The organism is Xanthobacter sp. 126 (genome assembly GCF_000526175.1).
Taxonomy (GTDB): domain Bacteria; phylum Pseudomonadota; class Alphaproteobacteria; order Rhizobiales; family Xanthobacteraceae; genus Xanthobacter; species Xanthobacter aminoxidans.
The window spans coordinates 3,287,488-3,299,980 of sequence record NZ_JAFO01000001.1; the positions used below are offsets into that span (position 1 = coordinate 3,287,488).

The window sequence follows — 12,493 nt, forward strand, 5'->3', positions numbered from 1 at the left end:
AAATGGAGGCTTATCATGACTACTGTTAACGGTCTTGTAATCATCAACGTGAAGAATCTCGGCATATCGTCTGAGGATGACCTCGCCCAATCTCTCACTTGGCTTATCCCCTCGATTGCCAAGCAGGTCTACAAAGACCTGTCGTCGAAGAGCAGAGTGACGCCAAAGGTCGATATATCGGGGACAGTAACTGGCGCCGGCCCCGGAGGTGTTTCAGGAACCGTCAGCGCTTCAGGTACCGTTGCAGGCGGAACTGTAACTGGAACTATTAGCGGAGGGACCGGCGGAGGGACCGTCGGCGTAACTGGCGGCTCCGTAACCGGCACTTGGCATTTTTGAACTCGACCGGGCGGCGCGGCTGGTCGTGCCATGCCTCCGTGCCGCCCGATCCCCTCTCCCCCTCCCGTATAGATTATGCGGTTAAGCAACGCGATCGTGGGCGGAGTAATCGGGCTTGCCGCCGACGCGGCATCCGGAGCGACCCTGGAGCACACCCCGAACCCGCTGCGGGTCATCCTCTATCCGAAGGGGAAGAAGCCTTCCGACGCCGCACCGAACATCGTCTTGCCGCAGGAGCACGCGCCCGCGGCCCAGCCGGCGAGCTGACCGGCCGAGGGATCACTGCCCCACAGCATCCTTCACGCACTTCGTGGTGAAGCTGGTCTGGGCAGCGCCGTGCAGGTTCTTCTCGCTCGCCTGGGTGTTGCACGCCGCGGTCGCGTCCTTCTGGCACTTGGTGATGAAGCTGGTGCGCGCGGCGCCAGCAAGCTTCCTCGCGTCGGCGTTAGCGACACAGGTGTCCGCGGAGGCGGCGGCGGCAGAAAGCGAAAGCAGGGCAAACGCGATTGCGAGCGTCTTCATGATTCCCTCCCTCAGATGGTGACGGGAGGCTATCACCGGCTGAGACGACGCACGATGGTGCCGGGCGTTAGACCCCGAACCACCAATGCCAGAGCCGAACTATTGGATCGAGGAGCAGCCGAATCCGCGCCCCGATGATGCAGAACGTCAGGATCAAGTTCCCGGCCCATCACTTCCAGCGCGGCGCGTCAGGCGAAGTCCATGGCTGATCATCGCGCGCCATCGATGCCGGCGGCTCCTCGATGTGATCGGGTGCACGTAGCGGCCACTAGGATGCTTTGACCGGCAGCTCGACGTTTTGCACATCCCCGTGGCAAGGCCAATCGCCTTCGGATGGAAGCAGGCAGTGCCGGCAATCGAAGTTGCCAGCAGCAGGGCTACGGTTCAGAGAGCCGATACCGGTGAAAAGTTCGATCCACTAAAAGCGAATAAAATCGCCCGCCAAAGATCTTTCATTTAGTCGAGCGATTAAGCCGTCGCGAAACTCGTCTACCGGCACTCTTTCCGAGATAAAAAGCCTTCTGATATCAAGCTGGATGTCCTTATGCAACTTTCGCTTTACATCTTTATGTGGATTCAAAAGTCGCGAGAGCACAATTCCATGGGTCCTGACCGGTTCAGCCTCACTATCAAATACTCTTGGAACAAGCTGATCATAAATACAAAACTGTCGAGGATCTACGATGGGCATGGGATGCCATATCGACCTAATATCTACACATCGAGCCTTGAATAAGCATATTATTTTTTTAAAAGGCCGCCCTTCTTTTACACTTAAAATATCGATTATTAGATTACTGATCTCCTCATTTGTGGAGGAATCTCGAAAAACACTCAGTCCAGATTCGTGCGCGCTACGAAAAGCGTCGGCGCTCACATCTCCTGTTTGTTCGTCGACATCAGCCGGATCGACAAAAGCTCGAAAAACTATCTCTTCATCTTGGATGCGGCCAATGGACGATAAGCTGACAGCCATAGCCTCGCATTGGCAGCCGGGCGCCTGCTCTTCCGCATCACGCGCAAGCTTGCCCGATAGGCTGTCAATCGAGAAAAGCTTTGTGCAAACGTCGCAGCTCATAGCTAAATGGCATAAATCTGCAGATGTTGTGCAAGGAAGGAGCGAGCCTCCGGGGAAGCAAGAGCTCCTTCGAAATAGTCCGAGGGGTTACTAGCATGTCTGCTATAAATTTCGACGTCCAAATCAGACAGAAAAGTGATAGAAGAGAACTTGTCTTCGGCACCGTCCTCTAGCTGCAACACTGCGAAGCCATCTCGGTCGACAGTTGCAAAAGGCCGCGGATGCCAAGGCCGGAGCTTTTGAGCAAAATCAATCGCAGCATTCAGGGAGTCGGCCGAAGGGGCTTTTGCACCCATGCCATCCCAATCATCTTCATAGAGTTCGAATTGTCGCAGACGAGAGACAGCCCGCTCGGAATGCCTCCCGAAATGGGCCGAAATGGCAGGGATGCTTCGGCTAAGACTTGAGGCTGTGGCAGTTGGAGCCAGGCAGAGATCGCCAGCCAACATTGACAAAACGACCGTTCCAGCCATTGCGGCTACGGCTCTTGCCGGCGGGACGAAAGACGAATGGGCGAGGCTTCGCTTTGACTCGGAGGGGCCAATAGGCCGAGTGGTATGGGACGGCATTGCGTCAGTAGGGGTGCGCAGCCCGCGGATGTTCAGATCATCAAGCATGACTACTCCTTCGACCCACATCCATTCCAACCCGCGATGCCGTTTGATCATTAACGATTTGCGCAAATAACGAATGAGCCGCATCGTGAAGCTCTTGAAATCTGCTAACGACCAATTGGGAGGCTGCGGAAGGATCGTCAACCACCTCCTCGCTAAGGAAGCCGACACCGAGGTTATCTTGGACCACCGTAAGTATGCCAATTGACCTTTTAGCCTCATCCGCGATGAGGAGATCGGCCACATCAATCATGATTTGAATCAGTCGCCTGTCCGCACCAGATGCATCACAGAAAAATCCGGTGTGAGAATGCCAAAGGTCCTTCCTACTAAAGGCGTGCGACGCAATATACGCAGAGGACTCTCTCAAGAGATCAGACGGAAGAGCCTCGCTTTTCTCTCCATCAAAAACAAATCTATCTCGATATTCTATTCTAACATTCTGAGGGCGAACGCCCACCAAAGCTTTACCAAGCAACTCCCCAAAAAATAACGTCATCTGCTGTAAGAACGGCACCCATCGCGAGTATTGATAAGAAATGTATTGAATAGAATCTCTACCAACAATCAATTCTTCTGCGATATTTCCTAGCGCCTGGTTTCCGCCGTCGATATCAACGGCTATACGCTGAAAATGGACTAGGTTTCTGTGCTCTTCATTACGCGCTACAGGATTGGGGCCGCCAAATGAGATATGCAACGCAGATGGCGATACAACGTTAGTCAGGCCGGCAGCGGGCGCCACTTCCTCGGCCGTACGCAACATACGACGCCACAACGTCTCGTTGACGCTCTCAGAAAACGCAACCGACACCCCGACCGCTTCGATCGAATGGGCTTCATGCCAAGGTACCCATTGGCCGGTCATATCAAGAGCCTTTCCCGACCTCGATTCACTCGCTTACGCTGGTTAGTTCGCCACCAAGATGCGGTCAATGCAAGCTTGCTACCTGCGCATTCAGGAGCCTTGTGTCAAATAGATCAGACTTGCCAATCCCTGGCAGTGCGTCGGAAAGGCGAAGCATTAAGCTCCGCAACCAGTGCGCGCTGAAAACGCTTCCCTCCGCCGGAGGCTGGCCAACGCCTCCTGCGACATATTGGCATTGGGCGGATCTGCGTCCCCGGCGTGTCCCGATGAAAAAGCAAGCCCAGCCCCAGTCAAGCACATGAGCAGTAAGCATTTGTTTTTTCAGGTGAAAAAATGGTGCCCAGGGGCGGAATCGAACCACCGACACTGCGATTTTCAGTCGCATGCTCTACCAACTGAGCTACCTGGGCATCCGCCGGGCCGGGGCCCGGGTCCGGAGGGGCGTCAACCCCTTCGGAGCGGCGAGTGTATAGGGAGGAAATCGGGTCGTGTCCAGAGCCGGCATGCAGTCTGTAGGGCGGCGCGTGGGAGCTGTGGACAAGCCACGGCGGCGATCGCCTCGATGCGTTTCGGGACAAGCGTTTCCGCCCCCCTGCCACCGGACACGCACGCGATCGCGGGACGGGCGCCCGCCGTCCTGAGCGGGTTGCAGACAGCATCTTTTCTCCGCCCGCGCGCCATCGCGCGAGTCGCCAACGGTGCGATGCATTCTTGCGCGGAAGCTGGCACAATGGCCGGCAAATCACCGCCCGGATGCAGCATCACGGCTGGGGCGGATATGCGGGAACGACGGGGGATGGTGTGCCCGAGCGCAAGATGAAGAGCGTCGCCGAGCCGAAGAGCGTCGACCAGGAGGCAGCCGACTATGTCACCGGGTCCAGCGCCCCCGCAGCGGAGGCGGTCACGCTGGAGGAGGCTCTGGGCGTGCAGGTGCGCTCCATCCGCCGCGAGCTGGACCTGACGGTTTCCGACCTCGCGGGCGCGGCCGGCATCTCGGTCGGCATGCTGTCGAAGATCGAGAACGGGCAGATCTCGCCATCCCTCGCCACGCTGCAATCCATCTCCAAGGCACTCAACGTGCCGCTCACCACGCTGTTCTCCGCCTTCGAGGAGCGGCGCGACTGCTCCTTCGTGAAGGCGCAGCAGGGCGTCATCATCGAGCGGCGCGGCACCAAGGTCGGCCATCAGTACGAACTGCTGGGCCACGGCCTCGGCGGCGACATCGTGGTGGAGCCCTACCTCATCACCCTCACCGAGGAGGCGGCGCCCTACACGGGCTTCCGCCATGCGGGCGTGGAGTTCATCTACATGCTCTCCGGCGAGGTGCTCTACCGCCACGCGGACCGCACCTATCATCTGCGCGCCGGCGATGCCCTGATGTTCGATTCCGGTGCCGCCCATGGCCCGGAAGACCTCATCAAGGCGCCCATGACCTACCTGTCCATCATCGTCTACGGCCGCGACCGGCACTGAGCCGGCGCGCCCTTCTCACCCTGACGATCGGCGAAGTTTTCCTCCAGAGAAAATTATATTCTCTGACGATTGACGCCCCTGCCTAACGGGCGTACTCCTTTGTGACAAGGCCGCAGCGGCGGCCCGCAATGGAGTAAAATCGAACGCCATGTGCGGCATCGTCGGACTTTTCCTCAAGGACCCGAAGCTCGAAGGCGAGCTGGGTGCCATGCTCGCGTCCATGCTCTGCGTCATGACTGATCGCGGCCCCGACAGCGCGGGCTTCGCGGTCTACGGCGCCGGCGGCAAGGACAGTGTGAAGCTCTCCCTGCGCGCCGCCCGGGGCTATGATTTCGAGGGCCTCGCCGCCGGCCTGTCCGGCCCGGCGAACGGCATGCCCGCCCTCGTCCTCCACGGCACCCATGCGGTGGTGGAAATCCCGCAGGTGCGTGAGGCCGCCGTGCGCGCCTTCCTCGCCGAGCGCCATCCCGAGGTGGCGGTGGTGGGCACCGGCTCGCGCATGGAAATCTTCAAGGAGGTCGGCCTGCCCTCCTCCGTGGCGCAGACCTTCGGCCTCGCGCAGATGCGCGGCACCCACGGCATCGGCCACACCCGCATGGCCACCGAGAGCGCGGTGACCACCGCCGGCGCGCATCCCTTCTCCACCGGCGCCGACCAGTGCCTCGTGCACAACGGCTCGCTGTCCAACCACAATGCCCTGCGCCGGCAGCTGAAGCGCGAGGGCATCGCCATCGAGACCGAGAACGACAGCGAGGTGGCCGCCGGCTATCTCACCTGGCGGATGCGGGAAGGCGCCTCCCTCGGGCAGGCTCTGGAAGCCGGCCTGAAGGACCTCGACGGCTTCTTCACCTTCGTGGTGGGCACCGAGAGCGGCTTCGGCGTGCTGCGTGATCCCATCGCCTGCAAGCCCGCCGTGATGGCCGAGACCGACCAGTATGTCGCCTTCGGCTCGGAATACCGCGCGCTCGTCGACCTGCCCGGCATCGCCAAGGCCAAGGTCTTCGAGCCCGAGCCCGCCACCGTGTATTTCTGGGAGCGCGCACAGTGAACGCCATTGCGCCGGACGTGACCTTCGACCTCGCCACCACGCCGCTGCGCGAGCTGAACGAGGCCCTTCACAAGGCCACCGCTGAATCCAACGCCCGCCGCTGGCGGGTGCTGAACCCCAACGGCCGCCACGCGGTGGCGGTGGGGCTGGCGATGCCTCTCACCGTCGAGATCGAGGGCAATGTCGGCTACTACTGCGCCGGCATGAATGCGGAAGCCTCCGTCATCATCCACGGCAATGCCGGTCAGGGCGTCGCCGAGAACATGATGAGCGGCTTCGTGCATGTGCGCGGCGATGCCAGCCAGTCGGCCGGCGCCACCGCCCATGGCGGGATGCTGGTGGTGGATGGCAATGCCTCCGCCCGCTGCGGCATCTCCATGAAGGGCGTGGACATCGTTGTGAAGGGCTCCATCGGCCACATGAGCGCATTCATGGGTCAGTCCGGCTCCCTCGTGGTGCTGGGCGATGCCGGCGAGGCGCTGGGCGACAGCCTCTACGAGGCGAAGCTCTTCGTGCGCGGCACGGTGAAGAGCCTGGGTGCGGACTGCATCGAGAAGGAGATGCGGGACGAGCACAAGGCGCTCTTGGCCCAGAAGCTGAAGGCCGCCGGCCTCGAAGGCGCGGTCGATGTCTCGGAGTTCAAGCGCTACGGCTCCGCCCGCCAGCTCTACAACTTCCACGTGGACAACGCGTCCGCCTACTGACGCGCGCCGCCGTCGCGCCCGCCACGGGCGGGACGCACCGACCGCATTTGAACTTTTCCGGGTGAGGACCCTATGACCGCCCACAACAACACGCCGCGCACCCCGCCGCGCTTCTCCGCCACCTTCGATCCGGCGACACTGGCCGAGATCCGCCGGGCCGCGGCGACCGGCATCTATGACATCCGTGGCGCCGGCACCAAGCGCAAACTGCCCCACTTCGACGACCTGCTGTTCCTCGGCGCCTCCATGTCGCGCTATCCGCTGGAAGGCTATCGCGAGAAGTGCGGCACCGAGGTCACCCTCGGCACCCGCTTCGCCAAGAAGCCGATCACGCTGAAGACCCCCGTCACCATCGCCGGCATGAGCTTCGGTGCGCTCTCCGCGCAGGCGAAGGAAGCGCTGGGGCGTGGCGCCTCCACGGTGGGCACCTCCACCACCACCGGCGACGGCGGCATGACGCCGGAGGAGCGCGGCCAGTCCAAGACCCTCGTCTACCAGTACCTGCCGTCCCGCTACGGCATGAACCCGGTGGACCTGCGCAAGGCCGACGCCATCGAGATCGTCATCGGCCAGGGCGCCAAGCCCGGCGGCGGCGGCATGCTGCTCGGCCAGAAGATTTCCGATCGCGTGGCCGCCATGCGCACCCTGCCCAAGGGCATCGACCAGCGCTCGGCCTGCCGCCATCCCGACTGGACCGGCCCGGACGACCTCGAGATCAAGATCGAGGAGCTGCGCGAGATCACCGATTGGGAGAAGCCGATCTATGTGAAGGTCGGTGCCTCGCGGCCCTATTACGACACCGCGCTGGCGGTGAAGGCGGGCGCCGACGTGGTGGTGCTCGACGGCATGCAGGGCGGCACCGCGGCGACGCAGGACGTGTTCATCGAGCACGTGGGCATCCCGATCCTCGCCGCCATCCGCCCGGCCGTGCAGGCGCTCCAGGACCTCGACATGCACCGCAAGGTGCAGCTCATCGTCTCCGGCGGCATCCGCACCGGCGCGGATGTGGCGAAAGCGCTGGCCCTCGGCGCCGACGCGGTGGCCATCGGCACGGCGGCCCTCGTCGCGCTCGGCGACAACGATCCCCAGTGGGAAGACGAATACCAGGCGCTCGGCACCACCGCCGGTGCCTATGACGACTGGCACGAAGGCCGCGACCCCGCCGGCATCACCACCCAGGACCCCGAGCTGTCCAAGCGGCTCGATCCGGTGAAGGCCGGCCGCCGCCTCGCCAACTATCTCTCGGTGATGACGCTGGAGGCGCAGACCATCGCCCGCGCCTGCGGCAAGAGCCACCTGCACAATCTGGAGCCGGAAGACCTCGTGGCGCTGACCGTGGAGGCCGCCGCCATGGCCGGCGTTCCGCTGGCCGGCACCTCCTGGGTGCCCGGCAGGACCGGCGGATACTGATCCGAACCTTCAAGCCGCGCCGCTCGACCGGCGCGGCTTTTTTCAAAGAATACCGCTTCCAAATTCCGGGGAATTTCGCATGGACCACTTCCGTACGCCGCTCCGCGAGGCCGAAGGCCGCGCTTCCGCCGCTGCCCAGATCGACCTCGCCAAGGTCGCGAAGGACCGCGGCATCAAGTATTTCCTGATCTCCTACGTGGACCTGTTCGGTGGCCTGCGCGCCAAGCTGGTGCCCGCCTCCGCCATCGGCCCCATGCAGAAGGAAGGCGCCGGCTTCGCCGGCTTCGCCACCTGGCTCGACATGTCGCCGGCCGATCCCGACCTGTTCGCCGTGCCGGACCCGACCAGCCTCATCCAGCTGCCCTGGAAGGAAGAGATCGGCTGGCTCGCCGCCGACCTCTACATGGGCGGCAAGGAAGTGGAGCAGGCGCCCCGCACGCTGCTGAAGAAGCAGCTCGCCGCCGCCGCGCGCCTCGGCTACGAGATCAAGACGGGCGTCGAGTGCGAATACTTCCTCATCACCCAGGACGGCAAGTCCATCTCGGACACCGCCGACACCGCCGAGAAGCCCTGCTACGATCAGGCCGCCCTCATGCGCCGCTATGATGTCATCAAGGACATCTGCGACGCCATGCTCAAGCTCGGCTGGGGCGCGTACCAGAACGACCATGAGGACGCCAACGGCCAGTTCGAGATGAACTGGAACTACGACAACGCGCTCCTCACCGCGGACCGCCATGTCTTCTTCAAATACATGGTGAAGTCGATCGCGGAGCAGCATGGCCTGCGCGCGACCTTCATGCCGAAGCCCTTCATCAATCTCACCGGCTCGGGCTGCCACGCCCATGTCTCCATGTGGCAGAAGGGAAAGAACGCCTTCTCCGATCCCAAGGGCGAGCTGGGCGTCTCCGAGCTGGGCTACCACTTCATCGGCGGCCTCATCCACAATGCGGACGCGCTGTGCGCCCTCACCAATCCCACGGTGAACTCCTACAAGCGCATCAACGCCCCGCGCACCATCTCCGGGGCCACCTGGGCGCCGAACACCGTCACCTACACCGGCAACAACCGCACCCACATGATCCGCATTCCCGATGCGGGCCGGTTCGAGTTCCGCCTCGCCGACGGCGCGGCCAACCCCTACCTGCTCCAGGCAGGCCTCGCGGCCGCCGGCCTCGACGGCATCGAGAACAAGCGCGATCCGGGCAAGCGCCTCGACATCAACATGTACACCGACGGGCACAAGGTGAAGGGCGCCAAGCGCCTGCCGCTCAACCTGCTCGACGCCATGCGCGCGCTGGAGAAGTCCAAGGTGCTGACGGATCGCCTCGGCAAGCCGTTCGTGGACGGCTACCTGAAGCTGAAGACCGTGGAATGGAACGCCTTCTCCCGTCACCTCACCCAATGGGAAAGGGACAACACCCTCGACATCTGAGCCCTGCTCTGTCGGTTGTCCCCGGGAGCCCGGCGCATTCCCCTGCGCCGGGCTCTCACCTTTTTTGAGCACCTCACTCCGGCGCGGGCGTCGCCAGCGGCTTGTCCTTCTCGACGATGTAGGTGATGGCGAGCTTCGTCTTGTCGCCCCCCACCTGGAAGGCGTGCGGCACTTCGGGCGGAATCTGGAAGCCGTCGCCCGGCGCCAGCGTGCGGTCGGGCTGGCCCTTCACCGAGAGCACGCCGCCCCCGGCCATGAGATAGGTGCTCTCGACGCCCGGATGGGTGTGACGCGCCACCTTGAGGCCGCCGTCGAACTCCGCCTCCATCAGGATCGCGACATACTTGTCGCCCGGCATGTCGGTGCGGCCGAGCACCTTGCGCGAGATTCCGGCGGGCGCCGCGGCGGGTGCTGATTGGCCCTGTGCCATGGCCTGCGTGCCGCCGACCTCAATCGCGGCGAACCCCGCCAGCGAGCAGATGGCGCAGGAGATGAACCGGCGTCGAGCGAGCATGATCCTGTCCTCCCAATATTGGCCCGCGCGCCGCGCAGGCCCCTCAGGATAACGGGATTTCCGCGCGCGGCGAGAGGCTGCGCCACCGGCCCGGACGCAACGAAAAAGGCGCCGCCCCGGCCGGGAGCGGCGCCTTCTTCATGCACGATCGTCGGTGCTTCAGCGCTGGGCGACGTACGGCGCGAGGCGGCCCACGGTGAAGATCTGGACGCGCCGGTTGATGGGGTCGGTCGGCCGCTTGGGATCGAGCAGCACTTCCTCGCCCAGCCCCACCGCCTCGAGGCGGGTGGGATTGATGTTGAACACGCTGACCAGCGCGCTCACCACCGCATCGGCGCGGGCCTGGCTGAGCTTCAGGTTCACCTCACGCGGGCCGGTGACATCGGTGTTGCCGGTGACGATGAACTTGTAGCCATGCAGGATCGGGTTGTGCATGGCATCGGCGATGGCACCGAGCGTGCCGTAGGACGAAGGCTCGATGATCGCCGAACCGAGGCGGAACTGGATCTGCACGTTGATCTGCGGCAGCTGGTCGAGCTTCAGCGCCAGCGAGGGACGGCTGAGCTGCTCGCCCGGATTCTGGGCCATGTGGGTCTGGACCATGGAGCGCAGCTGCTGCGCGGTGATGGTCGGGGCCTTCTCACTCAGGCCTTGCAGCCCCTGGAGGATCTGACCGTCGGAGAGGGCGGTCTGGGCATAGGCGGGGGCGATCGTCGGCACGGCGGCAGCGAGCAGCGCGGCCAGTGCAAGGCGGGTCAAAGGCGATGTCATCGCGAAACGTCCTTCGTTCGAGTGCGAGGATGTGAGGAGGACGCTCAGCGGTAGCCGGCGTTGGTGATCGCGGCGTTGCACTTGTCGCTCACCACCCGCGTCGCCTGGAGCAGGCAGGAAAGCAGGTTGCCGTCCTGGGGCACCATGCCGGGGCACAGGCGCGCCGTGTCCGCCGAGCAGACTTCCTGGATGGAATCCTGCGCCGCATCACGCTCGGCGATGGAGGCCTTCGCCGTCGCATAGTCGGCTTTGCACTTGGCGCTGACCTGATTGATCTTCCCGTCCATGCAGGCGAGCAGCTTGCCCTCGCCCAGATTCACATTCGAACAGAACTTGTTGATGTCCGCGCCACAGCTGCGCGCCAGAAGGGCGCCGGCCTGCGCGTAGCTCATGGTCTGCGCGCTTGCCGCAGAGGCAGACCCAGCCAGGATTACCGCTGCAAATAGAACTCCGCCGATCCGCATTGTTGCCCCACCCCGTCTTCAAATGAATGCCCCGACACGACGTAGGGGTATCATCAAACGGTCGCGGCCGACAGCGGGCGGTGGTGCCTCCGGGATCGGACTTTTCAACACAAACTTAACGTCAGGCCGAAAACTCAACTTCCACAGCTTGGCAATTGGCCGCCACGAAGCTTGACCCTCAGCAGTTCCACGCGTTGCCGCGCCTTCTATCCGAGCGTGTCGCCCACCCATGGCAGGGTGGCGCGCAGGACGGGCAGAACCGCCTCGTCCAGGGTCTGCCGGCAGAAGCCCGCGACCTCCCGCGGCAGGCGGCCGAGTTCCTGCCGGCGGCCGATCAGCGTCATGCTGCGGGAGAAGGCCGGCCCCGGCAGTGGCGCGTAACGGACCCGATCGCGATCCAGCCCCGCCTCGAAGATGCAGAGCGGCGTCGTCACCGCGAACCCCTCCCCCGCCGCCACCATGGCCGAGACGCCGAAGGGCGTGTCGAACTCCAGCCGGCGCGGCAGATCGAGCTTGAGGCGCCTCAGGTGCCGGTCCACCTCGATGCCCGTGCGCGAGCGGGCGGAGAAGCGCACCAGCGGCAGACGCTGCGCGAGGCGCGCCACCTCCTCCACCCGCTCGGGCGCCGTCTCGCCGGCGGGGAGCAGCAGCACATAGGGCTCGGTCAGAAGCGGGAAGCGCTCCAGCCCCTCGATGTCGGCAAGCTCGTCCACGCCCACCAAGAGATCGAGCTGGCGGGAGAGCAGCGCGCTGGCATGGGCCGCCGTGAGGCCGGCGAGCAAGGACACTTCCTCCGCCACCGCGCACAGCCGCCCGGCGAGAGGCGCCGACAGGGCGCGGGAGAGGGAATCGACGAGGCCCGCGCGGATCAAAGGCAGGCGGCCGTGCTCAGTCTCCTTCAGCGCCGGCACGATCTGCCGGGCCTCGGAGAGGAGCGCACTCGCCTTCTGCCTGAGCACGCCGCCCGCCGCCGTCAGCCCCAGCGGCCGCACGCTGCGATCGAACAGCGCGACGCCCATGCGCGTCTCCAGCTCCGCCACAGCCTGAGAGACCGCCGGCTGGGTGAGTCCGAGCCGTCGCGCCGCACCGGCCATGGCGCCGGCCTCGCAGACGGCGAGGAAGATTTCCAGCGCCTTCAGATCGAACGGCAGAAGCTCGCGCACCGTCATCCCCACAGAATAAGCAGGATTTATATTACCTGTGGTTTTCGGCGGGGCTATATCTTTTCCAAAGGGGTGCAGCCGTGTCCGCGC

General features: G+C 63.8%; 14 protein-coding genes and 1 tRNA gene. 6 read left to right on the top strand and 9 right to left on the bottom strand.

Features of this window, described 5'->3' with window-relative positions:
- The first annotated feature begins 15 nt into the window (after positions 1-15).
- Positions 16-339: a hypothetical protein gene (locus tag XAN126_RS28395; protein ID WP_155982325.1), complete on the top strand. Its 324-nt coding sequence runs from the start codon at positions 16-18 to the stop codon at positions 337-339.
- A 279-nt stretch (positions 340-618) separates the two neighbouring features.
- On the opposite strand, the gene XAN126_RS0115645 is transcribed toward XAN126_RS28395, so the two are convergent.
- The 5 genes from XAN126_RS0115645 to XAN126_RS0115655 form a co-directional block, all read right to left on the bottom strand.
- Complete coding sequence (locus tag XAN126_RS0115645; RefSeq protein WP_024279529.1) at positions 619-861, bottom strand: PsiF family protein; 243 nt, start codon at positions 859-861, stop codon at positions 619-621.
- 418 nt (positions 862-1,279) lie between these two features.
- Positions 1,280-1,939, bottom strand: a complete 660-nt coding sequence (locus XAN126_RS28400) for a hypothetical protein (protein ID WP_155982326.1) — start codon at positions 1,937-1,939, stop codon at positions 1,280-1,282.
- Positions 1,940-1,941: 2 nt separating this feature from the next.
- Positions 1,942-2,556, bottom strand: a complete 615-nt coding sequence (locus XAN126_RS28405) for a hypothetical protein (protein WP_155982327.1) — start codon at positions 2,554-2,556, stop codon at positions 1,942-1,944.
- Positions 2,549-3,421, bottom strand: coding sequence for a hypothetical protein (locus XAN126_RS28410; RefSeq protein ID WP_155982328.1), 873 nt, complete (start codon positions 3,419-3,421; stop codon positions 2,549-2,551). The genes XAN126_RS28405 and XAN126_RS28410 overlap by 8 nt, the downstream gene beginning before the upstream one ends.
- 334 nt (positions 3,422-3,755) lie before the next feature.
- Positions 3,756-3,831 (bottom strand) — tRNA-Phe (locus XAN126_RS0115655).
- A gap of 406 nt (positions 3,832-4,237) precedes the next feature.
- Between XAN126_RS0115655 and XAN126_RS0115660 the strand changes: the two genes are divergently transcribed.
- From XAN126_RS0115660 to glnT, 5 genes are all read left to right on the top strand, one after another.
- Positions 4,238-4,894, top strand: a complete 657-nt coding sequence (locus XAN126_RS0115660; protein WP_024279530.1) for an XRE family transcriptional regulator — start codon at positions 4,238-4,240, stop codon at positions 4,892-4,894.
- Between the two features lie 148 nt (positions 4,895-5,042).
- On the top strand, positions 5,043-5,942 hold the full coding sequence (locus tag XAN126_RS0115665) for a glutamine amidotransferase family protein (RefSeq protein WP_024279531.1): 900 nt from the start codon (positions 5,043-5,045) through the stop codon (positions 5,940-5,942).
- Positions 5,939-6,646, top strand: a complete 708-nt coding sequence (locus XAN126_RS0115670) for a protein glxC (RefSeq protein ID WP_024279532.1) — start codon at positions 5,939-5,941, stop codon at positions 6,644-6,646. The genes XAN126_RS0115665 and XAN126_RS0115670 overlap by 4 nt, the downstream gene beginning before the upstream one ends.
- Before the next feature lie 72 nt (positions 6,647-6,718).
- Positions 6,719-8,056, top strand: a complete 1,338-nt coding sequence (locus XAN126_RS0115675) for an FMN-binding glutamate synthase family protein (RefSeq protein WP_024279533.1) — start codon at positions 6,719-6,721, stop codon at positions 8,054-8,056.
- Positions 8,057-8,135: 79 nt separating this feature from the next.
- The gene (gene glnT / locus XAN126_RS0115680; protein WP_245272262.1) at positions 8,136-9,491 is read left to right on the top strand and encodes a type III glutamate--ammonia ligase; all 1,356 of its coding nucleotides are present in this window, start codon (positions 8,136-8,138) and stop codon (positions 9,489-9,491) included.
- A gap of 73 nt (positions 9,492-9,564) precedes the next feature.
- Here the strand turns inward: glnT and XAN126_RS0115685 are convergent, their stop codons facing one another.
- The 4 genes from XAN126_RS0115685 to XAN126_RS0115700 form a co-directional block, all read right to left on the bottom strand.
- On the bottom strand, positions 9,565-10,005 hold the full coding sequence (locus XAN126_RS0115685) for a cupin domain-containing protein (protein ID WP_024279535.1): 441 nt from the start codon (positions 10,003-10,005) through the stop codon (positions 9,565-9,567).
- 159 nt (positions 10,006-10,164) lie between these two features.
- Complete coding sequence (locus tag XAN126_RS0115690; protein WP_024279536.1) at positions 10,165-10,776, bottom strand: OmpA family protein; 612 nt, start codon at positions 10,774-10,776, stop codon at positions 10,165-10,167.
- 44 nt (positions 10,777-10,820) lie between these two features.
- On the bottom strand, positions 10,821-11,168 hold the full coding sequence (locus XAN126_RS0115695; RefSeq protein WP_051460615.1) for a cysteine rich repeat-containing protein: 348 nt from the start codon (positions 11,166-11,168) through the stop codon (positions 10,821-10,823).
- A gap of 278 nt (positions 11,169-11,446) precedes the next feature.
- A complete protein-coding gene (locus XAN126_RS0115700) occupies positions 11,447-12,409 on the bottom strand; it encodes a LysR family transcriptional regulator (protein WP_024279538.1) in 963 nt (320 codons plus the stop codon).
- Positions 12,410-12,493: the final 84 nt, after the last annotated feature.